This is a genomic window from Bacillus sp. FSL W8-0519, assembly GCF_038005585.1.
Taxonomy (GTDB): Bacteria; Bacillota; Bacilli; order Bacillales; family Bacillaceae_G; genus Bacillus_A; species Bacillus_A paranthracis.
In genome coordinates this window covers 847,836-873,694 of the sequence record NZ_JBBOTL010000001.1, presented here as the reverse complement: position 1 = coordinate 873,694, position 25,859 = coordinate 847,836, and the positions used below count along the sequence as shown (strand labels likewise).

Here is a 25,859-nt window from a genome sequence, read left to right as displayed (position 1 = left end):
TTGATCAGTGGGTTTTCTCCATCCAAAGTAAATTTATAACCCTCGTCCATTCCTGCAAGTAGTTTCTCCTATTCATCTGCATTTTATTTGTCATATTTTTATTTGACAAAATATTCTGAATTATATTAAGATTAATCCAGCAATTTTAAAAAACTATGCACCATAACTGTACCTCCATTTCCTTACATACTCTTTTCTAGTGGGCTCATACTACATTCACAGTTATGGAAATGAAAAAACGGGGGGAGAGTCCAAAGTGAAGTCATTATTACGAAAAAAAGCGCTTAGTACTGAATCACCACGGCAGTTAGAGAGAACATTAACCGCACTTGATTTAACGTTTTTAGGAATTGGCGCCGTAATTGGGACAGGTATATTTGTATTAACAGGTATTGTTGCAGCGAAACATTCTGGTCCTGGTATTATGCTATCATTTCTTATTGCTGCATTTACTTGTGCTTGTGTAGCCTTTTGTTATGCTGAATTTGCTTCTTCTATTCCTGTCTCAGGAAGTGTGTATACTTACGCATACATGACAGTCGGTGAAGTCGTCGCCTTCATCGTCGGATGGTGTTTAATGCTCGAATATTTACTTGCAGTCGCAGCAGTAGCTGTCGGTTGGTCTGGTTATTTACAATCTTTACTACAAGGATTTAACGTCCATCTGCCCGCCATAGTCGCCTCAGCACCTGGCGTAGGAAAAGGTGGTCTCATCGATTTACCAGCTGTTTGTATTTTACTCATCATTACGGGGCTTTTAAGTTTTGGTATACGCGAAAGCGCACGCATTAATAATATTATGGTTCTTATTAAGTTAGCCGTTATTATCGCCTTTATCGTAGCAGGTGCAAAATATGTAAAGCCTGAAAATTGGACGCCGTTCATTCCATTCGGGTACGACGGTATTATTACTGGAGCTGCTACTGTATTCTTCGCCTTCTTAGGCTTTGATGCAATCGCAACCGCTGCGGAAGAAACGAAAAAACCACAGCGCGATTTACCAATTGGCATTATCGGTTCCCTTCTTATTTGTACTGTTTTATATATGATTGTATCTTTCGTTTTAACAGGTATGGTTCCTTATACACAATTAGATGTTTCTGATCCAGTTGCATTTGCCTTACATTTCGTTGGCGAGGATACAATTGCAGGACTACTCGCTGTTGGAGCGATGACTGGAATGACGACCGTTCTCTTAGTCGTTATGTATGGACAAGTTCGCGTTTCGTATGCGATGAGCCGTGACGGTTTACTTCCAAAAGCGTTAGCACGTGTAAATAAAAGAGTGAAAATCCCTTTATTAAACACGTGGATTACTGGTGTTGTTGCCGCTTTATTAGCAGGACTTTTAGATCTGCACGTATTAGCGAATTTAGTAAACATCGGGACATTAACAGCCTTCACATTCGTTTGCTGCGCAGTACTTATTTTACGAAAAACACACCCTGACTTAAAACGCGGATTCCGCACACCTTTCGTACCTGTACTACCAGTTGTCGCAATTCTTTGCTGCTTATATTTAATGATCAATTTGTCTAAAACGACATGGATTAGCTTTGCCGTTTGGCTTATAGTCGGCTTATGCTTCTATTTCTTCTACTCTAGAAAGCATAGTCACTTAGCTACCGAAAAAACGAATGATGAAAAGAAAAAAGCATAACAAAATAGCTCGCCGTTTTAGCGGCGAGCTATTTTTCTGTACTATTATATTTTTTCGTTAACGATTGTAAAATGAAAAATATGCCGATGCAAGCTGTAAACGATGCCCAATTTCCTATTGGCGTTGCGTATTTCACAATTCCAATACCTACAAGTAATAGGAAAATAATCACCTGATATATGAGCTTCCACTTTTGCATATATTCCCTCCTTTACTTCGTTCCCTTCTTTTTCTTCTTCCATGCATTTAAACTATCAAAGAAGAAATTAATAAATAACGTGCCTAAACCCGCTAATAAAAACGTCATTAAAAATAGAACCCATATACTTTTTTCTTTTAAGAAATAATATCCTACAAGGAGCACAACCGCGATCCATACATATTCAAGAATTCTTTTTAGCTTTTTCTCTTCCAAATTATTCGCTCCTTCATTCTATGCTATTTTTAGTATAACAAAAAAGAAGCCTATCATGATAAGCTTCTTTTCTTCTCTCTTATTTGTTTATGCTTTTTTCAACAAGTGAAATCGTATACTCTAATGTACGATTCATCGTTTCTACCTGTGTATCTTTTACTTTTACATCTTTCACTACAGCTTCGGCCACTGTAATTTTTTGACTCAGTGCTTTCACTGAACCGTCCGTTACATTTGCATCTTGCGCTTTTTTCACTACTGCTTTTGCAGATTCAATATTGATTTGTAATTTTTCTTTCGGTGTTTTCGGTTGTTCTACTACTTTAGATTGTACAAATGTTACATTAGCTGTTTTTAATTCGTTATACGTTTGAACGATTTGCTCTCCCGTACTCCCTACATTTTCAAATGCTTGCTTTGCATTATTATAGCTTTTCTCTAATTCTTGAAATGCTTCCTTTGAATATTGACCTGGCTTATCACCAAATTCATACGTACCAGCTAACACTTCTTTCACTTTTCCAAGCTCTTCATATAACGCGTTCACTTGCTCTAACTTTGTGCGGTTAGAAAACTCATTGTACGCCGCTAATACTTCTGAAGAACTTAACGCTTTACTATATAATCTCGCAAGCGCAATTTGTCCGTTCAACGGAATACCACCATTTCCTTTGCTATCAGGGTCAGCTCCAAATGCAAATGGTACGTTCGGATGAGACACTTTCCCTGTAGCTGGTTGGCTATTTACTTTTTTACCATCGACATAAATAGCTACTTCGCTTCCGTTATACGTTCCTGTTAAGTGATATGTTTTGTTTGCTTCTAATTGAACGCCAACGCGTTTATAACTGCCGCCAATGTGAGCCCATAATTCAACATATCCACTTCCTGTAGATTCAAAACCAATTCCGCCACTCTCTGTATTTTGCAAAATACCTTGTCCGCGAATTTCATTCATTGAAAATACAGTTTCTAGCGTGAACGTATTTGCTACTTTCTCTTTTTGTGCTGCTGAAAATGGAAGGTATCCAAATGTGTTTGCTTTTCCGTTTAATTTCATAACATTCTTTTTCAATGCTTTATCATATTCAATAGTCACATTGCCCTTCACATCACCTTTTGTAGCAAATGGTGAATTGTCTTTAAATGTACCATCTGCAAAGTTCACATCGAAAACATCAGCCTTTGGCACTTTTACATTCGGATCAATATTATCTTTTTTCGTAGTAACTTCTGCCGTTAACGGCTGCGCACTTTCATTACCGAACGAATCGATTGCAACTACTTCAAGCATATATGTTTTTCCACCATCTAACCCTGCAAGCGTAAACGTAAGATCTTTCGGCACTGGATCACGATAAAACTCTGAGAATGCTAACAATTTATTCTTTATTTCTCCCGTTTGCTTATCTCTAGCTTGTACACGATAAGAATGTACAAGAAGGTTGTCCAATGCTTGTGGAAATGTTACTGTTGCCGCATTTTCTGTTACATTTGATACCGCAAGCTTTGCATCCTTAGCAAAGTATGGCTTTTCTTTATCACGATCTTCTATATGTGTAAATGTGTCTTTCTTTGCTGGTAATTTAATTTTCCAAGGCTCGCCTGTCCAAGAATTTGTATGGAAATCACGGCGATTGATCGTTACTTCTTTATCGTCTACTTCTACTAATAAGCCTTGGCTTAATGTGCTAGCTCCTGGCGGGATATTCCCTTGTACTTTACCACCTTCAACTTCCATGTAACTTATAGAAGATGTACCAACTGATGTAAAGTCTTTTTGATGAATCGATCTTGGATCATCTAACGGATAATGTGAATGACCTGAAAACGTAATAGCCTGCGGATATTCTTTTAATACCGTATTAATTTTTGCGCTATCTTTTGTTCCCCATTCATGACTACCGTAAACTGTCTCTTTAATGTGTTGGTGTAAAAATACGAAAATTGGTTTTTCTGGATCATCTTTTTGTGCCTTTGCCATTTCTTCTTTTAACCAATTAATTTGCTTGTCCGAATAATATCCATGAGTTGTCCCGTCCTCTGGAGACATAACAAGGAAGTGATACCCTTTTACCACTTTATGATAATAAATTGATTCCATTCCTGTCTTTTCTAAGAAACGCTTCTGTGCGCCCTCTACAGATAAACCGTTCCAATAATCATGATTTCCTAGAGAATTCATTCGCACTGCATCTTTATTTGCATTTTCATTATACACTTGCATGAAACGATCATATTGTTGCAGTGATCCTGAATCAGTAAAATCTCCCACAATTACAAACGCATCTTGTTTAGGTGCAAGTGTATTCAGTTGCTCGATTGCTCGTTTCCAGCGAAACGTATCATCTGTTCCACTATTCTTAATATGTACATCACTTACAACCGGAAAAACGATCTTCTTCTCACTCGGTGCCTTTTCTTGCTTCTTCTCTTCCGCTTTAACTGATGTACTCCACGGAAATGATACAAATGCTAATACAAAAACCATTAATAATCCAATAAGACCTTTTACTTTTCGCAAAACCATTCTGTCCACGTGAATCCTCCTCATAATAATCGATTCATTACAAGGGATATTTTATCTAAAGCATATTAATGTCGTTTAAATAACAAATGAATTTTATTAGATTTTTGTAAATATACAGTTAATTAAAGGTTAAGTTCAACTTTCTTCTTACTATTGTATACAACCACTTTTTGTCTAAAAGAGTCTGAGCATTCTTTTCCCATGTCTATCCACATATAATCTTTTCTATAACATGAATAATAATTTAAGGTTTCAGCCTATTAGACAATCTTAATTTTTAACAATTTCTTCTTTTTTTTAACACATCGGCCATGCTTCCACATTTAATAGTAGTAAAAGACTACTTAAAAAGGAGGGGGTTGTATTGAAGAATAAAAAAAACATTGGCTGTTTTGCTCCTTTGTCTATCATTTGCCCAGATCCTTGTCCACCTCCCCCTCCTCCAGATCCAGATTGCGAGCGAGTAACAAATGAATTTGCAGGAAATTTCCTTATAACGAATAACAACATTCCCTCCGCCAAAGATGAATCACAATCGATGATACTGTGGCAAAGTGATGGAATGCTGCCTATATCAGGCACTGTCTCGGTTTACAATAGTACTAGCAGCACAGAAGCAATTACCATTGAAATCGTTGGAGCAGTAACCAATATTTTCACTGTGTTTCCTGGTAATACAATATCGTACACAGGAAAAGACTTACAGTCAGTTAATATTGCTAATATCCAACATAATCCTTCACTATATTTAGAAGGCAAGTACTGTTGCCAATTTACATGTTGTTTATAAAATACCAATCTTATTACTTCCTCAATTAAAAAAGCATACCATTTGCGGTATGCTTTTTATGAAATCGGATAACGTACTGTAATACAAAACTCACCTTGATTAACAGTTGTTCCTGTTGTAGTAATTCGAACAGTCGTAAAATATCGTACAGTGAAAGTACCACTACTTTGTGGTTGTACGGTAATTGTATCAATTACTGTAGCACCTACTAAAAAATCAACTGTAATTGGAGCCGCACCTACATCATATTTCACGTAACCTGAACCATATACTTCTTGCGTGATATTATTTGTATATACAATTTGAGTACCAGCACCTGTAATAGACCAGTCTGTACATACTTGATCTTGTACAAGCGTTTTATTAGAACAACAAGACAAACTGGAACTTCTCATTCCCATTTTAATCCTCTCCTATTCTGCTATGAAAGTGGATAACGTGTTGTAATACAAAATTCTCCCTGATACGTTCCAGCAGGTGTTGCAGGTAACACAACTTGTATAATGTCAAAACGCCGATACGTAAACCCGATACTCGTTCCTGGGTTTAATGTTTGTGTATCTATTACAGTACCAGCAGAATCAAGCGCCTCTACAGTAATTGGTCCTGGTCCAACATCATATTTAACAAAACCAGTCCCCACTACGTTTTGGTTAATATTATTTGTATAGAGAACATTATCAATTGCTGTTGCAACTACAGTAGCAGACCACGGACTACACACTTTATCTTGCACATAATTTTTATCTGGACAACAAGTTAAAGCTGACCCTGAGCAATCACAAGACATAGTTGTTTCCCCTCTCTCTTTTATATTCCCTATATGTGTATGTCCCTCAGAGTCTTTTGCCTGTACTATTCATTTATTTTCAAAAAATATTCAAATGACTAAATAGATTCCGTTCTGTTCCTTTTCTTCATAAATTTATAGATTAAAATACCACCGACAACGATAACTACGACTAGTAATATCGGTAGCATATATTGCCCCACAACATCCGCAGCCTTTTCCCAATGTGGACCTAATTTCATTCCAAAATAGACATATAAAGTCGTTAACGGGAACATTGCTACAAATGTATATATACTAAATTTCCATATGTTCATTTTCGCCATACCACATGGAACAGAAATAAGCGTTCGAACGCCAGGTACAAAGCGTCCAACAAATGCTACAACTGGTCCATATTTCTCAAAGAAATCATCTGCTTTTTGAATTTGTTCTTCTTTAATAAAGAAGTATTTCCCGTACTTTATTAATAGAGGACGACCACCGTAATAACCGAGTGCGTATAACGTTAACGGTCCTGTCGTTCCGCCAAGTGTTCCAGCTAATACAGCTAGCCAAAAATTCATATCACCCTCGTATACCCAATACCCAACCATAGGCAAAACGACTTCTGCCGGAATAAATTCAAACGTTAAAGCCAATACAACTCCAAAATAAGAAAACTGCTTTAAAAACTCAATTATATCTAAAATAATTTGCTCCATATTTTAACTCCTATCCTACGTTTACGTTATGCTTTTCTTGTAATTGAACTGGAGCCATTTTTACAATTCGGTTCAAAATAAATAACACAATTCCAATATCATCTAAAATACCGATGAACGGTAAGAAGTCTGGAATTAAATCGAGCGGCATCGCTACATAACCAACTAAAAAAGCAATGGATAAGATTTTCTTCTTTATTGAAACCTCTTTTGAAGTAAAAAAGTCAAATAGGAATGGAACAAATCGGCGAACATGAAATACAACTCTTAATCTACTAATAAGTTTTTTCATTTTTATATCTCCTCTCCTTGTATACAAAAAGGCCCCTACCAAATATGGTAAGGGTCCTAAAAAAGACAATAAGGGGCCTTTACCATTGCTGGTAAAGGTCTCACTAACAACGAAACGTTGCCAATAAAGCCGAGGGTTTCTCCCTGTAATGACGACTTTACTGTAATAAGTTACTCCCCTTTATATACACAATTTTATACAATCACATTAAAATATTTTAGAGGGCTTGTCAATATATTTTATATTCCAATCCCTTTTGCTTACCCTTCCATAAAAAACAAAAAACGTATAGGAAATTTCTTACTATCTCATAATATACATAATCATTTTTGAATGAAAGGAGAGATTTCATTTGCATACCGTATGGAAAGGTGCACTTTCACTTGGACTATTAAATATAGGAATTAAACTATATAGCGCCGTAGAAGAAAACGACATAAAATTTTTAAGCCTCCATAAAGAATGCTTAACACCTATTAAATATAAAAAATTCGCTCCCGATTGTACAGATGAAGAAGTCGATGATAAAGATATTGTAAAAGCCTATGAATACGCACCTCATAAGTACATTATTATGGATGAAAAAGAATTATCTGCGTTGCAAAAAGCTCACGAACCACGATCTATTCGTATTATATCTTTTATCCAAAATAACGAAATTGATTCTGTTCTCTATGATCGTTCTTATTTTATAGGCCCTACTCCAGGACACGAAAAATCGTATCTATTATTAAAAGAAGCTCTTGAACGTACGAATAAACTTGGTCTTATCCATATTTCCATTAGAAAAAAACAACATTTAGCTATTATCCGTAACTTTGAAGATGGACTTATGTTGCAAACCATTCACTACCCTAATGAAATTCGCGATATAACAAATATACCTAACTTACCAAGTAACGAAAATTATCCGATTCAAAAACAAGAACTCACCGCAGCAATCAACTTAATTCACCACCTTACAAACCCTTTCGAACAAGAGTTATATACAGATGAATATAAAGAAGCCCTTACCGAATTAATAGAAAATAAAATTGAAGAACAGGAAAAAACGGAAACCATCTCTCCTGCTCCAAACATCATCAATATTATGGAGACATTACAGGCAAGTATTGAACAAGCAAAAATAAAAAGAGACAATAAAACAGAAAAAGAGGCCAAATAAAATTGACCTCTTTTTCTTTAAAGCGGATTACATTTCGGCATTTCAAGTCCAGATGATTGAGCTAATTTTAATAAATAATAACATTCTTCCCTTGCCATATGATCTGCCATTCTCGCTGATAATACACTTAATACTTCATTGGACAACTCGAGTTCTTCCACTTCATGTAAAAAATGTGAAAATAATTTCAATTCAAGTGAAACATCTTTTGTAAACTTCTTTAATGCTGGAAAATGATGAAGCTCCGTTCGTAAATATCCAGTCATCTCAACCGCCTTTAAGTAAAATTGTTCAAAATGCTTCGTAAATTCTTCGCTTTTCTCTTTTAATCTTTTTTCAACAAGATCTAACCCACCAGAAATAGAGCCTGCATGACCAGCTGCATCTGTTAACCAAACGAGATGATAATGAAGTTCATGAAAAACAGGTGGAATTTCCCCCTTCTTCAAAAACTCTAAAACCGTTATATACTCTTCCACTTCGTTTACCATATGATTAATAAAAGTCGGCGTAAAATGAATAGTAATTTTCCCTTCCAACTGTTTCTGTATAATATTTAATTTAAACGTCCGAATCTCCTTAGCTGCTTGTTCCGCCTCTTTGGAAAATGCCACGAGATTCACATTACGAACTTTATTTAACAGATTCGTAAATGTTTCAACAAAATAAGTAGCTTTCTTTATATCTTCTTTTTCCTTTGGAGCTAACGCATCAAGTAAAAATTGCGCATGATCACTCAGCACTTTTAGCCAAAATTGATGCTCAAACAACGCACTTTCTTCATAATTTCTCTCCACCAAATCCCCTCCGTCTATTCATCCTTCTCTACCACTTGAAGTTTATATCCATCTGGGTCTTGTACTACAATACTCTTTGCATATTCATTTTCTGTATATAAAATTTCATAAAACGCTAGCTTCTTTTTCAATTTCTCTATGTCAGAAATCGTAAATGTTAAATCCTCACATGAATCTGTAACACTTTTTTCCCGCCCGCCTAACATGCGATTCATAACAAAACTAATTCTCGTTGAATCGGCATCATACCAAACCCCCGTTACATCTAATTGTGGTCTTTCTAAACTAGGTTTAATTCCTAAAATCCCTTCGTAAAAATATAACGTTTCCTTTAAGTTTTTCACTTCCAATACAATGAATTGTTTCACAGTCTCCACATTCATTCCCCCCGTACCTATTACTTTTTTATATGTGTCATAAATGCTCATTATGTCTGAATACAATACGTAGTAATGAACATGTAAGGAGGTTTATTCGTGAATAAATATATGAGATCATTCGTGCCCTATCATAGTCCTCAAGATCCTTGCCCTCCTATCGGAAAAAAATTTTACTCTACTCCTCCTAATTTATTTTTAGGCTTTCAACCGCCAAACTTACCACAATTCACGCCAAAAGAAGCGCTACAAAAAGGGACTTTATGGCCTGTTTTTTATGACTATTATGAAAATCCTTATAAAAAAGGGCGGTGACTACTGACGTGACTCAATCTCTACCAGAAGAATATTATGAGCTGTTACTGGAGCTTCAAGAACTAGACTTTGTACTAGTCGAACTCACTCTTTATTTAGATACACATCCAGATGACACTGCCGCGATTAATCAATTTAATGACTTTTCCTATAAACGAAGAGTATTAAAACAAAAGATGGAAGAAAAATACGGGCCACTCCAACAGTTTGGAAACAGCTATTCTAATGCCCCTTGGGAATGGAGCAAAGGTCCTTGGCCATGGCAAATATAAAGGAGAGAAACTATGTGGATTTATGAAAAAAAATTACAATACCCTGTTAAAGTAGGAACTTGCAATCCAGCACTTGCAAAATTATTAATTGAACAATACGGCGGTGCAGATGGAGAATTAGCTGCTGCACTCCGTTACTTAAATCAACGTTATACAATTCCTGACAAAGTCATTGGCCTACTTACTGATATTGGTACAGAAGAATTTGCTCATCTTGAAATGATTGCTACAATGGTTTATAAGCTGACGAAAGATGCGACTCCTGAACAAATGAAAGCTGCTGGTCTTGACCCTCATTACGCTGATCATGATAGTGCACTCCACTACCATAACGCTGCCGGTGTTCCATTTACTGCAACCTATATACAAGCTAAAGGTGATCCAATTGCCGACCTATACGAGGATATTGCGGCTGAAGAAAAAGCACGCGCAACATATCAATGGCTTATTAACTTATCAGATGATCCAGATATAAATGACAGCCTACGCTTCTTACGTGAACGAGAAATCGTCCATTCACAACGTTTCCGAGAAGCGGTTGAAATTTTAAAAGAAGAACGTGATAAAAAAATATTTTTTTAAAACACGTATCCTAGTGATATGTGTTTTTTTACGCTATAAGTTAAATCCTTCCTATTAAACATATAAATAGTATATTTATTCGATTTAATGCATTATTTTTTAATTTTTTCAAAATTCCCTATTGCTTTCTAGTCATCAGACCTTTAAAATAATAACAGTTACTCGACAAATTATTTGAATTTTCGACAAAAACACTCATTAGGAGGATTTTCTTTATATGCGTACAACTTTAAAACCAGCGCAAATACTTTCGATTAGTTTACTACTATTCGCAGTTTTCTTCGGTGCTGGTAATATGATTTTCCCGCCCCTTCTCGGCCTTTCTTCCGGAGAAAATATGTGGATTTCCATTACAGGATTTATTATTACAGACGTCGGTTTATCTTTACTAGCTATCGTCGCTGTTGCCCTTGCCGGTGGTAGTTTTAACACTTTAGCAAGCCGTGTTCACCCAAAATTCGCAGCAATATTTGCTATCATTATTTATCTTTCAATCGGCCCACTATTTGTTATTCCACGAACTGGATCTGTATCTTACGAAATTGGGATTGCACCACTTTTCCCAGACCAATGGTACTCTATGTTAGTTTTTAGTGCGATTTTCTTTACAGTCGTCTACTTCTTATCATTAAATCCATCAAAATTAGTAGATCATATCGGAAAAATATTAACACCAATTTTACTTGGAATTATTGCGATTATGGCAACAAAAGCAATTCTTTCACCAGGAACGTTTGCAGAACCTGTTGGTGACTATAAAGAAATTCCATTTTTCAAAGGATTTCTTGAAGGATTTTTAACGTTAGATGCAATCGGTGCACTTGTATTATCAACGATTGTTGTAAATGCAATTCGCCAAAACGGTATACAAGAGAAGAAATCAATTGCGAAATATACAATTATTTGCGGAAGCATTGCCGCTCTATTTTTAACAATTGTGTACTTCTTACTCGGTTATATCGGTGCTTCAAACGGCAACTTAGGACAATTCGAGAACGGTGGTCAACTATTAGCAACTGTTATGTATCACTTCTTTGGGACAAGCGGTAATGTTTTATTAAGCATCGCCATTATCTTCGCTTGTTTAACGACAGCAATTGGTGTTGTAAGTGCATTTGCAAACTATTTCGCAACAGTATTAACAAATGTTTCTTACAAAAAGCTCGTACTATACGTTTGTATTTTTAGCTTCATTATTTCAAACTTAGGATTAAGTTTACTAATTAAAATTACTTTGCCTGTATTAATTATTCTATATCCAATTACAATCATTTTAATTTTCGTATCATTTATCGATAAATATACGAAACGTAAACCTTCTGTTTACATCGGAGCAATGATCGCAGCATTCCTTATTAGCTGTATTCATGCACTTGATAATGTGGGAATGATACCAAGTTTTATCGCTAATATCGTACACACGATTCCTTTTTATAACTTAGGAATCGGTTGGATCGTTCCAGCAATAATTGGTGGTATAATCGGATACTTTATTCCGCAAACAGAAGCTGAAGGCGAAGTTTCTACAAAATAAAGAAAAGAAGCAAGCATGAAATACATGCTTGCTTCTTTTTATTTTCACATCGTATGCTTAAAAGTAAATAACTCTTCTTTCGACTGCACAGCAGATTGTTCCTCTTCTGCAACGTCCTTCTTTATCTCTCCTCCCAACCTTACTTTCATCATCGCCTCTTCGATACTTTTTACAATCATATTTCCTGAAAAAATAGTAAGTCCAAAAAATGTAATCGGAACGAGAGGGATCCACGGATTCACTGTTAATGACCTAAAGTATACTCCAATTAAACCTGACCATTCATGCGTATAAGATTCCACCTCTTTTATTTGTCCACCAAACATTACAGTCCCACCAAAGAACACTTCAAGTAATCCTAAGTGCAGTAAAATAGTAAGAGTCTGCGTAAACTGCTGAAGAAATACGAGTATAAACGTCATATAGAGGTGCGGAAAAAGATGTTTTATAACAATATGTCTTCTCGATCCACCTAATATGCGTGCGGCATCAACAAATTCTTCCGTTCGCAATTTACGAACTTCCTTCGCAACATACAGTGCAATAACTGGCATTACAAGCAGTACAAGTAATACCACTTGAAACGAAGCCCTTTCAAAAAAGGTTGTTGTCTCCTCTCCGCTTCCAAATGTATTTGCAGATTGAAGAAAAAAATACGCAATCATAACTGTCGGAATAACTGTAAAACTATCAAAGAAAGCCTCAATTTTTGAAAATCCTCTTTTTATGTACGTTCCGAGTACGACACCGAAAAACACACCTATTACCATTCTAAGTGCCGCAATTAAAATAGATATACCAATCGTCCACTTCGCGCCCTCAATGACTAAATGTAACAGGTCATACCCTTTCCGGTCTGTCCCGAGTAAAAATTGTAATGAAGGTGGAAACGGTGGCACTTGTGGATTTTCATCCGCATCATATTGCAATGTAACTTGTCTAATATGTCCATCATTCCATAACGTATTTCCGATGCTCAAAAGAACTAATAGGAGAAGAAACCCAATACTTATCCAAAATCTTTTATCACGTTTTATATACGTCCACATATTATAATCTCTCCTTCATCGCAGCCGGAATGAGATAATGAAACAATTTAAATAAAATAAAAATCGGAATATATATAAGAAGTACACTAACAATGAAAACCTCAACTCTAATACCGAAATACGATTTCAAAAACATAAAAATACCACTCGTATTAAAAATCCATTCTATAATATATAAATTAGATAACATAAAAAAGATATTCGTTTTCGCAAAGAATAATGTACTAAGCAACACATTTCGTAAAATATGGCGATTTAAAATATGAAAGCGCCCCAGCCCTTTCGCCTTAGCAAATAGTACATAATCTTTTTCTAGTTCATTTTCAAAACGAAGCACGATCATTTTTACAAACATAATCGTAGTCGGGATGCTCAAACACAATATTGGCAACCCCCTAATCGACTCGCCTCCAATTGAAGCAATTTGAAAAGGTAAAAAACCTGTTTGTTTAAAAAACCATACAACTAAAATTTGTGATACTAAAATAAGAAGGATATCTGGAATGGATTCTAGGAAGATAAGAAATGATTTAATTCGATGTTGTATACGCGGTGAACTACTCATAATTACATAAACAATACAAAATGCTACAAATAATGAAATGAAAAAAGCAGCTAAAAATATAATAATTGTTTCTTTATAATGGACAAACAACTGTGGAAATAAAAATTTATCTCCCACATATTTAAAATTGGAGATGTCCATTAAATTCACAAACACTTCTTGTAAACTCTTTATGTACTGTGATGCATGCAGCTCAAATCCATAAAATAGTTTCGGCAATGTCCCTAAACAAATAATACCCAAAATCGAAATAAGAAATTGAAACGTCACTTCCATCCCATTCAAAAATACTTTTTTGACCATTTTCGCCCTTCTCTCTCTATAATTTACCTCTTAATTTTATTCTTAATTTTCTGAATTGTAAATATTTAATATATAAAAAATCGCTAGGTTATGACCCTAACGATTCTTTGTGTAACTGTTTTTCTCTTTTCGCAAACGGCATATACAAAATAAAACATCCAATAAGCGCAGCTATTTCTAATGAAATAATATAGTAAGGATGTGGTCCTAACATATCAAGTAATGAAGCTGTTTCTGGCTTATGAGCTAAAAACATATAATTACCACCTGTTTTGTAATTTACAAACGAAACAATCGGAATCAATATGTTTAAAAATATCATTGTGCGTTTAATAGATTGTACTGTCGGACGATATCCTTCCACCCAAGTCATAAAGAGCGGTGCCCAAATGAGCAATATATGCGCGATAAAATATTCAATGAACCGAAAATGCGGAAAAGCATACTGCAAGTTTGGCGTTAAAATGGCTTGTGATGCACCAATAATTCCTGTAAAAAATACAATCTCATATATACGGTAACTTTTCGTTATGATCATAATTGACGCTAACAACAAACTAATCGTACATAACTCAAACGGTAATGAAGTGGCTAGCTCAAAAATCCCTGCTTTCCACTCCCACATATGAAGTCCAATTTCACTCCCTATAAATAGAAATGCAATCGCATATCGAACCGTTATATTCCACTCATTTTGACGTAATACATCTTGGTATTGATATAAAAAAACGATTCCCACCAACAGAATAAATAATATAATGGCATGTTGCCTTGAGTAGGGAATAAACGGTTTTAATGGATGCGCACTAAAATAAGCTTCCATCTTCCTTCCTCCTCTCCTTCATACAATATTATTGTAAGAAAAAAAACACGCGTCAATTCATTTGCTTACACTGGGACAAGCTCTACCTTACATTTATATATTCATACCTTACAAAACTGTAAGGTTATTGTAAGCTAAAACGATTTGTCAGATTCTTTCCCTCTTCTATACTTAATGTAGATACTAAAACGAACGAAAAGGTGATAAATAGATGAAGAAGAAAAATAAAGTGTTAATTACTAGTGTAGTAGCAATCGGAATTGCAGCTGGATCATACTTTGCATTTGCTGGCGGCGGTTCAGAAGTAGCAATGGCATATAGCGGATATAAAGTAACAGAAAAACAGATTGAAAACGCGCAAAAATTTGGCGGTGAAGTCATTCCAAACGGAATTGAAACAATTTCATTTGATCCAACAAAAGGTACGTATGAATTAGCTGTAAAAAAAGGTGATGAAGTAAAAAAAGGGCAACTCCTTTTTAAATACAATGACCCTACTGCGAAACAAGGTGTAACTGAAGCAGAAATGCAAAAGAAAATCGCCCAAAAAGAAGTAACATTATTCCAAAAACAAATTGATGCAGCGAAACAAAAATTACAAAAAGATAAAAATGCAGGTCTTCCTGCTGAAGCATTAAAAGCATCAGAAATCGAGGTACAACAATTAGAATCACAGCTTGAAATGAAAAAGTTTGAAGTTGAAAAAGCTGATGAAATGATTAAAGCAGCAAAAGAGAAAGTAAACACACTTTCTGTAACGAGTCCTGCTGATGGCGTAATTGATGATATCGTAAAAGTCGCTGACGAAAAAACAGGTATGAGCGGTATTACACTTCGTCATGCTGGTCCATTTAAAGTAAAAGGTCAACTTTCTGAATATGAGCTTGCTAGTATGAAAGTTGGGCAAGAAGTTACTGTTTCATCAAAAACCGTTGCTGGTAAGACTTGGACAGGAAAAGTAACAGAAATCGGTTCTACTCCATTAAAGAGTATGGACGAAAACAAAACAGTTTCTAACTATCAATTCACTGTCACTTTAGATAATAGTGAAGAATTACAAAACGGCTTCCACGTTTACGTAACAAGTAAATCTGGCGAAGCAACTGGTACAATTGTTCCGAAAAGCAGCATCGTGAAAAAAGGTGATAAAAATGTTGTGTTTGTTGTAAAAGACGGTAAAGCGAAAGAACAAACAGTTACTGTTGAATTCGAGACTGATAGCGAAGCAAAAGTTTCTGGAGTGAAAAAAGGAGAGGAAATTATTTCTAAACCTGAAAAAGACTTAAAAGATGGTATGGAGGTTGTCGCCCAGTGATTAACTTAAAAGGCATCACGAAATCCTTCCAAAATGGTGCAGAGTCCGTTCAAATATTACACGGAATTGACGTAACACTGAACCAAGGAGAATTCACTTCGATTATGGGACCTTCTGGTTCTGGTAAATCAACATTAATGAACATTATTGGTTGTTTAGATAAACCGACGACAGGTACGTACGAACTAGCTGGTCAAAACATTTCAAACATGTCTGAAACAGAACTTGCACACGTACGTAATAAAGAAATCGGATTCGTATTCCAAAACTTTATGTTATTACCGAGACTTTCAGCACTTCAAAATGTAGAGCTCCCTCTTATTTACGCTGGAGTCGATAAAAAGGAAAGGCGCGAGCGCTCATTAGCTGCTTTAACAAAAGTAGGTTTAGCTGATCGTGCTACTCACCTGCCGAACGAATTATCAGGTGGACAAAAACAGCGTGTCGCTGTTGCACGCGCAATCGTAAATAACCCGAAGTTTATCTTAGCCGATGAACCAACGGGGGCACTTGATACGAAAACAAGTACACAAATTATGGACCTCTTTTACGAATTAAATAAACAAGGCTCAACAATCATTATGATTACCCATGATCGTGAAATTGGGGAAGCAGCAGCACGTCAAATTGTAATTCGTGACGGAAATATCGTCCAAGATTGGAGAGGTTAATTTTGAACACGAGTGAAAATATACGCATGGCCCTTTCCTCTATCTTTGCTCATAAAATGCGTTCTATTTTAACGATGTTAGGTATTATTATCGGTATTAGTGCCATTATTACTATCATTTCAATGGGTGATGGTACAAACGCAAAGTTTAAAAAAGAGTTAGGCCAAGGGAAAGATAACGAAGTAACGATTTACTACAACAATCCTGACTATGGAACAGATAATGCCAAAATTACAGCTGATATGCTAAACCGACTGCAAACTGTACCAGGCGTTAAAGATGTATATCCAGATGTAAGTATGAAAGTAAAAGCATCTGCTGGTTCAAAAGATGTAAATCTTGATTTAAAAGGCGGAACAGGCGCCTTTATGACAGATTCGAAGATAAAATTAGTTCACGGTCGTGAATTAAACGACAGTGAGCTAAACCAAGCAATCCCTGCTGTTATATTAAATGAAGAAGCTTTCAACAAATTATTTAGTGGTTGGGAATCAAATCAATACGCAGATATAAAAGGAAAGCCGTATAAAATAGTCGGTGTATACGAAACGAAAAATGACTTTGGAATGCCTATGCCTGAGGGTTATACATCACTTGAAAACGCGCCTGTCATTTCAGGAGTAACTGAGTATGACTCTGTAAGATTAACAATGACCTCTCCGGCCGAACGTAAAAGTGTAGAAAAACAAGCCGTTTCTGTTTTAAACGAAATGAAAGCTCCTAAATTTGAGCACAAATTCGAAGCACAAGACTTAGGTGAATTTACGAAGCAATTAGATGAATCAATCGGTATGATGAAAATGGTATTCGGTGGTATTGCCGCTATCTCCTTACTTGTTGGTGGTATCGGTGTAATGAACATTATGCTTGTATCTGTAACAGAGCGTACACGTGAGATCGGTATTCGTAAAGCTCTTGGTGCAACGCGTGGTAAAGTATTAACACAATTCTTAATTGAATCTTGTATTTTAACAGGACTCGGTGGTTTCATCGGTTTCATGCTCGGTATCTTCTTCGCTTGGATCGTCTCCATCTTTGCTGGATGGCCACTCGTTGTCTCAAAAGAACTTGGACTTCTTGCAGTAGGTATCTCCATGTTAATCGGTATTATATTCGGTCTACTACCAGCTAACAAAGCTGCAAAACTGGATCCAATTGAATGTTTACGATATGAATAAACAAAAACGTAGGAGTTTACACTCCTACGTTTTTTATTTATCTATTAAATCATGTTTCTTCTATTATATATGTTTCACGTTATAAACATCTTTCATTATTTTAATCTACTAAATCTATTATAGAATCCTATTATTGCAAAAATACTATGTGAAAGTCGAAAATCAAGGCGTAATTTTTTCCATACCTCGACTTATTTTGTAACAATTATAGCGATATTTTATTAAATTTCACCTCATTTTTATTTCTCCACAACTAAAATAGTTATTTTTACATAACTACTTTTCTGTTCCGACAGCAAAATACGCCATTTTTGTAATAATTACGAAATAATTACGTAATACTATAGAAATAATATTAACCTATCAGAAATTGAAATACTACCTTTTTTATGCATCATATGCTCTAACCTCCCCTAAAAACTATAAGAAAGCGCTTTTAGGATATTACTGGAATTATTACAAAATATTAATGACCCGTTACGAAAGCTTTGTAATTTTATGTTTTTCGCAAATAAGAAAATAATGGTTGCTATAATGAGGTCAACGAAAACAAATGCAATGGAGGCTATTATGAAAAAATTTATGGGTATAGCAACAGCAGCGGTTTTTGGTCTTGGGATTTTCACAACATCTGCTAAAGCAGAAACAATCGTAACGACTGATGTACTAAATGTACGAGAAAACCCAACTACTGAATCAAAAGTTGTAGGAAAATTATTAGATGGATATAAAGTTAACGTTTTACATACAGAAAACGGATGGTCAAAAGTGAAATTGAATAGCGGTAAGGAGGCTTTCATTAGCGCTGACTACACAAAAGACACTTACTACGTAACAGCTAACGTATTAAACGTACGTGCTGGTGCAAACACAGACTCAGAGATTCTTGGGAAATTGAAACAAGATGACGTAATCGAAACAACACACCAAGTTGAAAATGGTTGGATCCAATTTGAATATAACGGAAAAACAGCTTACGTTCACGTTCCTTACTTAACAGGTAAAGCTCCAGTTAAAGTTCAACCAGTAGTTAAAGCTGAAAAAACAACTACAGTTCAAGATACAGCTAAAGCCGTGGCAACAACTAAAGCTCGTGAAGTAGCTGAAACGCAAGCAAAAGCTAAAGCGGAGGAAGCAACTAAAGCTCGCGAAGCAGCTGAAGCTCAAGCAGCGGCTAAAGCTCGTGAAGCAGCTAAGGCTCAAGAGACAGCTAAAGCTCAGGCAGAAGCTAAAGCTCAAGCAGCAGCTGAAGCTCAAGCAGAAGCTAAGGCTCAAGAAGCAGCTAAAGCTCGTGAAGCAGCTAAAGCTCAAGCAGCAGCTGAAGCTCAAGCAGCGGCTAAAGCTCAAGAGGCAGCTAAAGCTCGTGAAGCAGCTAAAGCTCAAGAAGCAGCTGAAGCTCGTGAAGCAACTAAAGCTCGTGAAGCAGCTGAGGCTCAAGAAGCAGCTAAAGCTCGTGAAGCAGCTAAAGCTCAAAAACCAGCTACACAACAACCTGTTGCAAAAGAAACTGAAACAAGTGCACCATCATCTTCTCGTGAGTTACGCGTTGTAGCAACAGCTTACACAGCAGATCCACTTGAAAATGGTTATAAAGCAGGCGACCAAGTAAAATCAGCTTTAGGTCACAACTTAACAGCTAATCCAAACATGAAACTAATCGCAGTTGATCCAAGTGTCATTCCATTAGGTTCAAAAGTATGGGTTGAAGGTTACGGAGTAGCAATCGCTGGTGATACTGGTGGAGCTATTAAAGGAAATAAAATCGACGTTTTAATGCCAGATAAAGGCACATCTAGTAACTGGGGACGTAAAACAGTTACAGTTAAAGTATTAAACTAGTTTGTAAAAAAAGAGTCAGTCTCATTGAGGCTGACTCTTTTTTTGATGCTTACATTCTTTCTCTTGGAAGTAAGCAATATTATCTCGAAGCCACTTCCTCTCTAACATAAACAAGTTCCCACGTTTTTTGTGCACTTTGTCAAACGTCTGTAAAACTTCTTCATGATTAGCAAACTTATGTAAAAAATGAAGTGCAATGATAACCTCTGATTCATCTGTAGACTCTACTTCATTTTTACGTCTCCTAGAAACAAGAACAAAGCGATAAATCATTTAACTGCCTCGCTTCTTCATACGCACATTGCCGAACTCCTGCTTCTTCGTCAGCCATCCGTCTTAATAAATCATCTATATACTCTTCCATCTCCTTCTCTCCCATCCAAATTAAGTCTATCTCTTTGCATTCTATATACGATAAACCACTATTTCACCAGAAAAAAGAGGATGCCACGGCATCCTCTCCTTGTACTTCCCTATTCCACACAAGTAAACTGCGTCCAAGCTCCTACATAATCTAGTAAGAATAACTCTTCTTCTGCAATTGTACCGACAATATTTTTTCGTTCATCTATCGGCATTTCTTTTAGAATGATTTGTAATTCGCCTTTATACTTACCAAATGAGTTGTTACCAATTACAACTTGGCCTCTTTCCTGTCGTACACTTTCGCGCACCGGGAAGTCATAGTCTTTGTACTTTTTACGTACTTCTGTAGAACGTACCATATATTCTGTTATGTCACCGCGTCTTACGTGTAATTCTTGCAGCGTGGCTCTCTTCTCTACTTCAGTCGCCTCGTCTACAAAGTTTACTTTCAGCTGTAACATGTAACGATTTAAGTTTCCTAGTTTCTCTAACTCTTCTTCACTCGCATAAGCATTTCCGATAATAACGTCATCAATAAGCCCTGTCGCCCATAAATGTTTCGCTTGTACTTCAATCGGTAAGTTACGATGCTGTTCTAATGTACATAATCCGTCGTTAATATCCCATGGGCCGATGTTAGCTGCATGTGACGTAATAAACGCTGCCGTGCGAATACCCTGTTTTTTAAAGCGTTCACTACAGCGAATGAAATAATCGTACGGAAGTCCAGTAAATTTTTGCGGATAGAAGTTATGACAACCAATTAAAGCTGACTTATTTGCCTGATGCGAAAGAATATTTTCTAAGTACGCAATATCGTTACTTACGTTCAGCTCAATTTTTAAGCCGTACGGATTATTCGTCATTTTCGCTTCAGTTAATCCGTCAAACCCTAAATCTAATCGAATACCGTCTGCACCTAACTCTGCGAAAAATGATAGATCACTATAACTAATACCGAGCTGATCAAAGACAGCCGGAGCTACATCCAAAATCACTTCCATATTGTTATCTTTTGCGTGATGAATAATTTCTTTAAATTCAGCTACAATCTCTTCTTTCGGACGATTCACAGACAATAAACAAGTGAATATTCTTGAAAAACCGTGGCGTGCCGCTGCCGAAATGTATGCCATATCTTTTTCTTTCGTTGAATGCTCTGGATAAAGTGAAATTCCTAATTTACGCTCCATGCTTTTGCATCTCCTTCACACGTTGTATTAATGCCATGCTCGTAAATCTATATTTTGCAGATAAACATGTTGCACATAAAATCGTTGGTACAATAATTACGTACGGTGATTGTAAGCTTAGCATTACATAGGCACCCATTGAACTACCGATAAATACAATTGATACTAGTAGTAAAACTAATAAAGATTTACTTTGTACCCATTTTGAATAATGTGCAATACACTGCCCCGCTACAAATGTAATTAAGATGATAATTGCTCCGAGCATTCTGTTTTCTCCTCTCCTGCTAATTGTTGTTTCTCATACATTTTGAAGAACGGATAGTAAATAACGAATGAGATAACAAAGTTAACAAGTACAAGTACACCAGCCATAATTGTCCAGTCCGTACTAATAATCGCTGCAATTGGTGCTAACATCGTAAATGGCAGTTTCGCCATCATCATCGGAATCATACCTGAAACAACTGCGAAATATGATACTGTCGTTGTCACTAACGGTGTAATAACGAACGGAATAATTAAGATTGGGTTCATTACAATTGGTGCCCCGAAAATAATTGGTTCGTTAATATTGAATAAGCCTGGCACGAATGATAATCTACCTAACTCTTTTAAGAACTTAGATTTAGAGAACATAAACATAATTACTAAAGCTAACGTTGAGCCTGATCCACCAATCCATACGAACCATTGAATAAATTGCTCTGTAAATAAGTTTGGTAATTGATGTGCATTTCCTGTAGCTGTGAATACTTCCATATTTTCAAGAATTGCAGAATCCCACATTGGACGAATGATCGGTCCTAAAATCGCAGGGCCATGTATACCGAATGACCAGAAGAATACGATTAAGAATACTGTTAATAAACCGCCGAATAAATTATTTCCTACTAATACTGATTTTAGTGGTGCGATTAAATATGTGATTGTTGTATTTACATCAAATTTCAAACCGTAGCGAATGCCCCAGAATAAAAGAATAACTGCTAGCGTTGGAATTAATGCTGCAAACGAATTTGAAACTGCTGGTGGTACACTATCTGGTAATTTAATTGAGATATTATGCTTAATCATAAAGTGATAAATTTCTACTGCAATTAAAGCTGTAACAATTGCGCCGAATAAAGATGTTGCACTTAATGTTCCTACTGAAATGTATCTACCTGCATCAATAACACCTGGTACGGCTTTCGTAATTTGAATGGGTTCAACTGATGCTAGTAAAAAGGCGAGTACAGATAATAACCCTGCACTTAACTGATTGAGCTGATAAAAGTTCGCGAGCGAAGCCCCTACCCCAAATGCTGCGTATAACGCCATTAGTCCTACTGTAAATCGGAATGGAATATCTAAAATATGGCGAAACGGTGCAATCCACTCCATATATGCATCAATTGGTAAGTTTAAAAAGATAACGAAAAATGATCCGACAATCGTTAACGGTAATGTAGAAATAACCCCGTTTCGAATTGCTAATAAATGTCGCTGTCCGGCAATCTTTTGTGTTGTTGGCATAATCTTTTGTTCCATAAAACTCATAAAACCATTCATCAAAACCCCTCCTCTTTCTCTTTTCTATGAAAGAATGAAATAAAGTTATAACATTATAATGTTTATATTTAAAAAAATATAATTATGCTAAAACTAATTGTTCTGCTTGTTTCAATACTTTCAAACCATCACACATGCCATAATCCCGTTGGTCTATAATCGCAACTGGTATATTGTATGAATTTGCAAGAAACTCTACGGCTGGAAATAAATATTTCACTTGCGGACCAATTAAAACAACATCAGCATTTTTTATTTCCAGTTTCACAAGTTCTGAATCAACTGCTTTAATTTTATAATCCTTCCCTTGTTTCATTGCCTCTTCTTGCATTTTTCTTACAACCATACTCGTTGACATGCCTGCTGCACAACATAATAAAATGTACATCTTATACTGTCACTTTCTCTTCTATTCGTTTATGAAGAGTGATAAATTCTTCAGCAAGTTCTTTCACTGTAATTGCATTCATTAAATGATCTTGTGCATGCACTAACAGTAAACTGATTTCTGCATGATTTCCTCCTGCTTCTTCTTGAATTAAGTCTGTTTGAATACGATGAGCTGCTGAAATTTCTTCCCTAGCAAGTTTCATCTTTTCACTCGCATTCTCAAAATCTCCTTGTCTTGCAAAAGCAATTGCTTCAAGTGACGCGCTTCTCGCGTTGCCACCATGTAAAATTAACGCAAATGGAGTTTGCATATCAGTCATTTTAAATTCCCCCAAGCCATCTTTTTTCTATATTGTTATCTTATTATGAAAACGCATACAATTAAACATAAAAAACTTCCGTTGTGTAACGGAAGTTTTTATATACTTCTCTTATAACGATAATAATATCTCTTGAAAATCTTCAACCACTTCAGCCTGAGCTAATTTCTCTATCGTATTTTGATTAGACATAATATCATATAAAAAATCATAAAGCTTTTGTAAATCTTCATTATTATTGCGCTTTACACTAAATAAAATAATAACTTGTACTTTCTTATCTCCCCAGTCAACCGCTTTATTAAGTGTACAAAACATCAAAAATGTTTTCTCACTTAATAACTGCATCGGATGTGGAATCGCAACTAAATTCCCAACCGCTGTAGGGGATGTATTCTCTCTTTCCATAACAGAGTCATAAAAGTGTTCTGGGACATAGTTTTTCTCAGCAGCTTTCTCACATAAAAATCGGATAACCTCTTCCTTCGTAGAAGCATTGTGATTTAAAAAGATTAAATCTTCCTTCATATATTGCTGTACACTAGTATTCACATGCGTAAATAACTGCTGACCAATTGACTTAATCTCTTTATCATCAAATATTGAGTTTACTTTTATAACAGGCACAGGTAAACCACTTGGTATATGAATCGTACTAATAATACAATCTATTTTATCTTTATAAAGGTCTTCTACTTTCAATTGATAATAACCGGTAATTCCCACAATCTCTAATTTATCTCGGAACTGTGATAGAATTTTATATTTCAATAGTTGGGCACTTCCTTGACCAGTTGCACAAACTAATAAACATCTTTTCTTTTGATTCTGTTCCTGTAAACGGCTCATCGCTCCGCCAAAGTGAATCGCAATATAACCAATTTCACTTTCCGGAATCGATTCTCCCGTATATTCACCAATTATATCTCCAACGAGAACCGCAATTTCAAAAGCATACGGATAATTCTTTTTCACTTCTGCCAAAAGAGGATTTCTCGTATTTAACTTATACTTCAAACGATTTAATAACGTTTTTAAATGAACACCAAACCCAAATAATAATTCTTCATCATAATAAAAAATAAGATTCCGTTCTTCCGCTACTTTAAAAAGAATATGTTGCATGAATGCATATAGATCTTTTCCTAATAGTTCTTCCACATTTTCATAACGATCTTTCGCTGTAACAGCAGTACTTAATAAATGCATCGTCACATATAAAACTTCTTCTTCTGGAAATGAAAGATGCAACTCTTTCTCTAAATCCCCTAAAATCTCTTTCGCAATTGTATATTCTTTCTTTATTATAAGTTCAGCTTGCTCTACATGTAGTCCTTTCATATAATGTTGATCTTCACAACGCTTTAATGCAATTGCAATATGAATGACTAAATTATCAATTTCTATATCTGATAAGTATATCGTTCCTCCTTCGATATACTTTAATATAATCGAACGGATAAGCGGTATATGAGGTAGCGATAAGTATGTATCATTCTGCTCAAATTGCTCATGAAACGGAGTATGGTCATAACGCGGTAAACCATATTGTGATAAACAAGAACGAATATGAAACTCCTCTCCGACAATACGTATACCATAATACGGTCTCTTTTCAATTTGTAATTGATAGCGACCACATATATCTGTCACATCTTTCATAATTAAATTTACAGTCGATTTACTTACATAAATCTCCTCTGCTAACTGTGAAAGCTTCACATACCCATCTGTCGTTAAAATACGTTGTAGAATGTAAGCTATCCTTTCTTCGTAAGAAGTTGGGATCTTTTCCGTCTGTTTTTGAAATAGACTCACGCAAAACTCTTCAAACTTCTTCGCTTGTATAATTTCTAGTTCGTATCCAGTCCCTCTTTGCGATTCAATTTTCGCTCCATTTTCTTCCAATATATCATTTAATAATTTTATATCTTTTTGAATCGTCTTCGTTGATACATGTAAACGGCTCGCTAAAAAAGCTCGATTTAACATCGATTTCTCTTCTAAAAACTCCTCTAAAATAGAAACTAATCGCTGATGCACCTTTGTCATAGCTCTTCCTCTCGCAAT

29 protein-coding genes and 1 pseudogene are annotated in these 25,859 nt (G+C 35.7%); 11 read left to right on the top strand and 19 right to left on the bottom strand.

The features are described from left to right. The first annotated feature begins 256 nt into the window (after nucleotides 1-256). Nucleotides 257-1,660, top strand: coding sequence for an amino acid permease (locus tag NST14_RS04605; protein WP_000838731.1), 1,404 nt, complete (start codon nucleotides 257-259; stop codon nucleotides 1,658-1,660). 28 nt (nucleotides 1,661-1,688) lie between these two features. Here the strand turns inward: NST14_RS04605 and NST14_RS04600 are convergent, their stop codons facing one another. The 3 genes from NST14_RS04600 to NST14_RS04590 all read right to left on the bottom strand — a co-directional run bounded on the left by NST14_RS04600 (nucleotide 1,689) and on the right by NST14_RS04590 (nucleotide 4,614). Beyond that, nucleotides 1,689-1,859, bottom strand: coding sequence for a hypothetical protein (locus NST14_RS04600; protein ID WP_001174836.1), 171 nt, complete (start codon nucleotides 1,857-1,859; stop codon nucleotides 1,689-1,691). A 12-nt stretch (nucleotides 1,860-1,871) separates the two neighbouring features. Further along, entirely contained in the window at nucleotides 1,872-2,075 is a 204-nt protein-coding gene (locus NST14_RS04595; RefSeq protein WP_000391504.1) for a hypothetical protein, read from the bottom strand. 79 nt (nucleotides 2,076-2,154) lie between these two features. Then, nucleotides 2,155-4,614, bottom strand: a complete 2,460-nt coding sequence (locus NST14_RS04590) for a LamG-like jellyroll fold domain-containing protein (RefSeq protein ID WP_130777594.1) — start codon at nucleotides 4,612-4,614, stop codon at nucleotides 2,155-2,157. A 355-nt stretch (nucleotides 4,615-4,969) separates the two neighbouring features. Between NST14_RS04590 and NST14_RS04585 the strand changes: the two genes are divergently transcribed. Then, nucleotides 4,970-5,395: an S-Ena type endospore appendage gene (locus tag NST14_RS04585; RefSeq protein WP_000791313.1), complete on the top strand. Its 426-nt coding sequence runs from the start codon at nucleotides 4,970-4,972 to the stop codon at nucleotides 5,393-5,395. Between the two features lie 56 nt (nucleotides 5,396-5,451). On the opposite strand, the gene NST14_RS04580 is transcribed toward NST14_RS04585, so the two are convergent. The 4 genes from NST14_RS04580 to NST14_RS04565 all read right to left on the bottom strand — a co-directional run bounded on the left by NST14_RS04580 (nucleotide 5,452) and on the right by NST14_RS04565 (nucleotide 7,181). Beyond that, nucleotides 5,452-5,796, bottom strand: coding sequence for a DUF3992 domain-containing protein (locus tag NST14_RS04580; RefSeq protein WP_000525809.1), 345 nt, complete (start codon nucleotides 5,794-5,796; stop codon nucleotides 5,452-5,454). Between the two features lie 20 nt (nucleotides 5,797-5,816). Further along, nucleotides 5,817-6,185 carry a DUF3992 domain-containing protein gene (locus NST14_RS04575; protein ID WP_001277521.1) on the bottom strand — a complete coding sequence of 123 codons (369 nt, stop codon included), beginning with the start codon at nucleotides 6,183-6,185 and terminating at the stop codon, nucleotides 5,817-5,819. 98 nt (nucleotides 6,186-6,283) lie between these two features. After that, on the bottom strand, nucleotides 6,284-6,889 hold the full coding sequence (locus NST14_RS04570) for a DedA family protein (protein WP_000435019.1): 606 nt from the start codon (nucleotides 6,887-6,889) through the stop codon (nucleotides 6,284-6,286). Between the two features lie 10 nt (nucleotides 6,890-6,899). Beyond that, nucleotides 6,900-7,181 (bottom strand): YkvA family protein, encoded by a 282-nt coding sequence (locus NST14_RS04565; RefSeq protein ID WP_000733844.1) that lies wholly within the window; start codon nucleotides 7,179-7,181, stop codon nucleotides 6,900-6,902. A 352-nt stretch (nucleotides 7,182-7,533) separates the two neighbouring features. Here NST14_RS04565 and ku point away from each other — a divergent pair, with 352 nt between their 5' ends. Continuing rightward, a complete protein-coding gene (gene ku / locus NST14_RS04560) occupies nucleotides 7,534-8,346 on the top strand; it encodes a non-homologous end joining protein Ku (protein ID WP_000557757.1) in 813 nt (270 codons plus the stop codon). Nucleotides 8,347-8,363: 17 nt separating this feature from the next. On the opposite strand, the gene NST14_RS04555 is transcribed toward ku, so the two are convergent. Next, nucleotides 8,364-9,143, bottom strand: coding sequence for a DUF2935 domain-containing protein (locus tag NST14_RS04555; protein ID WP_000440969.1), 780 nt, complete (start codon nucleotides 9,141-9,143; stop codon nucleotides 8,364-8,366). 14 nt (nucleotides 9,144-9,157) lie between these two features. Beyond that, on the bottom strand, nucleotides 9,158-9,571 hold the full coding sequence (locus NST14_RS04550) for a VOC family protein (RefSeq protein ID WP_113732862.1): 414 nt from the start codon (nucleotides 9,569-9,571) through the stop codon (nucleotides 9,158-9,160). Between the two features lie 48 nt (nucleotides 9,572-9,619). On the opposite strand from NST14_RS04550, the gene NST14_RS04545 reads away from it, so the two are divergent. The 4 genes from NST14_RS04545 (at nucleotide 9,620) to brnQ2 (ending at nucleotide 12,223) form a co-directional block, all read left to right on the top strand. Continuing rightward, nucleotides 9,620-9,835: a spore coat associated protein CotJA gene (locus tag NST14_RS04545; protein WP_001046258.1), complete on the top strand. Its 216-nt coding sequence runs from the start codon at nucleotides 9,620-9,622 to the stop codon at nucleotides 9,833-9,835. Between the two features lie 8 nt (nucleotides 9,836-9,843). Then, on the top strand, nucleotides 9,844-10,107 hold the full coding sequence (locus NST14_RS04540; RefSeq protein ID WP_000194490.1) for a spore coat protein CotJB: 264 nt from the start codon (nucleotides 9,844-9,846) through the stop codon (nucleotides 10,105-10,107). A gap of 12 nt (nucleotides 10,108-10,119) precedes the next feature. Then, a complete protein-coding gene (gene cotJC / locus NST14_RS04535; RefSeq protein ID WP_000265273.1) occupies nucleotides 10,120-10,689 on the top strand; it encodes a spore coat protein CotJC in 570 nt (189 codons plus the stop codon). Between the two features lie 217 nt (nucleotides 10,690-10,906). Further along, nucleotides 10,907-12,223, top strand: coding sequence for a branched-chain amino acid transport system II carrier protein BrnQ2 (brnQ2, locus tag NST14_RS04530; RefSeq protein WP_229143216.1), 1,317 nt, complete (start codon nucleotides 10,907-10,909; stop codon nucleotides 12,221-12,223). 44 nt (nucleotides 12,224-12,267) lie between these two features. On the opposite strand, the gene NST14_RS04525 is transcribed toward brnQ2, so the two are convergent. The 3 genes from NST14_RS04525 to NST14_RS04515 all read right to left on the bottom strand — a co-directional run bounded on the left by NST14_RS04525 (nucleotide 12,268) and on the right by NST14_RS04515 (nucleotide 14,963). Further along, nucleotides 12,268-13,272: an ABC transporter permease gene (locus NST14_RS04525; RefSeq protein WP_000269959.1), complete on the bottom strand. Its 1,005-nt coding sequence runs from the start codon at nucleotides 13,270-13,272 to the stop codon at nucleotides 12,268-12,270. A gap of 1 nt (nucleotide 13,273) precedes the next feature. Then, the gene (locus tag NST14_RS04520; RefSeq protein WP_000239661.1) at nucleotides 13,274-14,140 is read right to left on the bottom strand and encodes an ABC transporter permease subunit; all 867 of its coding nucleotides are present in this window, start codon (nucleotides 14,138-14,140) and stop codon (nucleotides 13,274-13,276) included. Nucleotides 14,141-14,228: 88 nt separating this feature from the next. Continuing rightward, nucleotides 14,229-14,963: a YwaF family protein gene (locus NST14_RS04515; RefSeq protein ID WP_000388673.1), complete on the bottom strand. Its 735-nt coding sequence runs from the start codon at nucleotides 14,961-14,963 to the stop codon at nucleotides 14,229-14,231. A gap of 211 nt (nucleotides 14,964-15,174) precedes the next feature. Between NST14_RS04515 and NST14_RS04510 the strand changes: the two genes are divergently transcribed. The 4 genes from NST14_RS04510 to entC all read left to right on the top strand — a co-directional run bounded on the left by NST14_RS04510 (nucleotide 15,175) and on the right by entC (nucleotide 19,966). Continuing rightward, complete coding sequence (locus tag NST14_RS04510; RefSeq protein ID WP_000728818.1) at nucleotides 15,175-16,278, top strand: efflux RND transporter periplasmic adaptor subunit; 1,104 nt, start codon at nucleotides 15,175-15,177, stop codon at nucleotides 16,276-16,278. Continuing rightward, complete coding sequence (locus NST14_RS04505) at nucleotides 16,275-16,949, top strand: ABC transporter ATP-binding protein (RefSeq protein WP_000609099.1); 675 nt, start codon at nucleotides 16,275-16,277, stop codon at nucleotides 16,947-16,949. Before NST14_RS04510 ends, NST14_RS04505 begins: the two co-directional genes overlap by 4 nt. 26 nt (nucleotides 16,950-16,975) lie before the next feature. Beyond that, nucleotides 16,976-18,127, top strand: coding sequence for an ABC transporter permease (locus NST14_RS04500; protein WP_001996759.1), 1,152 nt, complete (start codon nucleotides 16,976-16,978; stop codon nucleotides 18,125-18,127). A 447-nt stretch (nucleotides 18,128-18,574) separates the two neighbouring features. Then, nucleotides 18,575-19,966: a cell wall-binding protein EntC gene (gene entC, locus NST14_RS04495; protein WP_229143247.1), complete on the top strand. Its 1,392-nt coding sequence runs from the start codon at nucleotides 18,575-18,577 to the stop codon at nucleotides 19,964-19,966. A 21-nt stretch (nucleotides 19,967-19,987) separates the two neighbouring features. Here the strand turns inward: entC and NST14_RS04490 are convergent. The 7 genes and pseudogenes from NST14_RS04490 to NST14_RS04460 all read right to left on the bottom strand — a co-directional run. Further along, nucleotides 19,988-20,221, bottom strand: a pseudogene (locus tag NST14_RS04490) (hypothetical protein); the annotation flags it as partial. Nucleotides 20,222-20,439: 218 nt separating this feature from the next. Further along, a complete protein-coding gene (locus tag NST14_RS04485) occupies nucleotides 20,440-21,525 on the bottom strand; it encodes a DUF871 domain-containing protein (RefSeq protein WP_000440033.1) in 1,086 nt (361 codons plus the stop codon). Then, nucleotides 21,515-21,793, bottom strand: coding sequence for a hypothetical protein (locus NST14_RS04480; protein WP_000900037.1), 279 nt, complete (start codon nucleotides 21,791-21,793; stop codon nucleotides 21,515-21,517). The genes NST14_RS04485 and NST14_RS04480 overlap by 11 nt, the downstream gene beginning before the upstream one ends. Then, nucleotides 21,769-23,079, bottom strand: coding sequence for a PTS sugar transporter subunit IIC (locus NST14_RS04475; protein WP_001013054.1), 1,311 nt, complete (start codon nucleotides 23,077-23,079; stop codon nucleotides 21,769-21,771). Before NST14_RS04475 ends, NST14_RS04480 begins: the two co-directional genes overlap by 25 nt. A gap of 82 nt (nucleotides 23,080-23,161) precedes the next feature. Further along, complete coding sequence (locus NST14_RS04470; protein ID WP_000275647.1) at nucleotides 23,162-23,467, bottom strand: PTS sugar transporter subunit IIB; 306 nt, start codon at nucleotides 23,465-23,467, stop codon at nucleotides 23,162-23,164. 1 nt (nucleotide 23,468) lies between these two features. Next, the gene (locus NST14_RS04465) at nucleotides 23,469-23,789 is read right to left on the bottom strand and encodes a PTS lactose/cellobiose transporter subunit IIA (RefSeq protein ID WP_000131334.1); all 321 of its coding nucleotides are present in this window, start codon (nucleotides 23,787-23,789) and stop codon (nucleotides 23,469-23,471) included. Nucleotides 23,790-23,900: 111 nt separating this feature from the next. After that, the gene (locus NST14_RS04460) at nucleotides 23,901-25,841 is read right to left on the bottom strand and encodes a BglG family transcription antiterminator (protein WP_000169840.1); all 1,941 of its coding nucleotides are present in this window, start codon (nucleotides 25,839-25,841) and stop codon (nucleotides 23,901-23,903) included. Nucleotides 25,842-25,859 lie beyond the last annotated feature (18 nt).

What these genes read in the sequence shown, in the direction of transcription:
- NST14_RS04600 (WP_001174836.1), bottom strand. Translation starts at nt 1,859, where the DNA reads ATGCAAAAGTGGAAGCTCATATATCAGGTGATTATTTTCCTATTACTT.
- NST14_RS04580 (WP_000525809.1), bottom strand. Translation starts at nt 5,796, where the DNA reads ATGGGAATGAGAAGTTCCAGTTTGTCTTGTTGTTCTAATAAAACGCTT.
- NST14_RS04575 (WP_001277521.1), bottom strand. Translation starts at nt 6,185, where the DNA reads ATGTCTTGTGATTGCTCAGGGTCAGCTTTAACTTGTTGTCCAGATAAA.
- NST14_RS04570 (WP_000435019.1), bottom strand. Translation starts at nt 6,889, where the DNA reads ATGGAGCAAATTATTTTAGATATAATTGAGTTTTTAAAGCAGTTTTCT.
- NST14_RS04565 (WP_000733844.1), bottom strand. Translation starts at nt 7,181, where the DNA reads ATGAAAAAACTTATTAGTAGATTAAGAGTTGTATTTCATGTTCGCCGA.
- NST14_RS04550 (WP_113732862.1), bottom strand. Translation starts at nt 9,571, where the DNA reads ATGAGCATTTATGACACATATAAAAAAGTAATAGGTACGGGGGGAATG.
- cotJC (WP_000265273.1), top strand. Translation starts at nt 10,120, where the DNA reads ATGTGGATTTATGAAAAAAAATTACAATACCCTGTTAAAGTAGGAACT.
- brnQ2 (WP_229143216.1), top strand. Translation starts at nt 10,907, where the DNA reads ATGCGTACAACTTTAAAACCAGCGCAAATACTTTCGATTAGTTTACTA.
- NST14_RS04525 (WP_000269959.1), bottom strand. Translation starts at nt 13,272, where the DNA reads ATGTGGACGTATATAAAACGTGATAAAAGATTTTGGATAAGTATTGGG.
- NST14_RS04520 (WP_000239661.1), bottom strand. Translation starts at nt 14,140, where the DNA reads ATGGTCAAAAAAGTATTTTTGAATGGGATGGAAGTGACGTTTCAATTT.
- NST14_RS04515 (WP_000388673.1), bottom strand. Translation starts at nt 14,963, where the DNA reads ATGGAAGCTTATTTTAGTGCGCATCCATTAAAACCGTTTATTCCCTAC.
- NST14_RS04510 (WP_000728818.1), top strand. Translation starts at nt 15,175, where the DNA reads ATGAAGAAGAAAAATAAAGTGTTAATTACTAGTGTAGTAGCAATCGGA.
- NST14_RS04500 (WP_001996759.1), top strand. Translation starts at nt 16,976, where the DNA reads ATGGCCCTTTCCTCTATCTTTGCTCATAAAATGCGTTCTATTTTAACG.
- NST14_RS04485 (WP_000440033.1), bottom strand. Translation starts at nt 21,525, where the DNA reads ATGGAGCGTAAATTAGGAATTTCACTTTATCCAGAGCATTCAACGAAA.
- NST14_RS04480 (WP_000900037.1), bottom strand. Translation starts at nt 21,793, where the DNA reads ATGCTCGGAGCAATTATCATCTTAATTACATTTGTAGCGGGGCAGTGT.
- NST14_RS04475 (WP_001013054.1), bottom strand. Translation starts at nt 23,079, where the DNA reads ATGAATGGTTTTATGAGTTTTATGGAACAAAAGATTATGCCAACAACA.
- NST14_RS04470 (WP_000275647.1), bottom strand. Translation starts at nt 23,467, where the DNA reads ATGTACATTTTATTATGTTGTGCAGCAGGCATGTCAACGAGTATGGTT.
- NST14_RS04465 (WP_000131334.1), bottom strand. Translation starts at nt 23,789, where the DNA reads ATGACTGATATGCAAACTCCATTTGCGTTAATTTTACATGGTGGCAAC.
- NST14_RS04460 (WP_000169840.1), bottom strand. Translation starts at nt 25,841, where the DNA reads ATGACAAAGGTGCATCAGCGATTAGTTTCTATTTTAGAGGAGTTTTTA.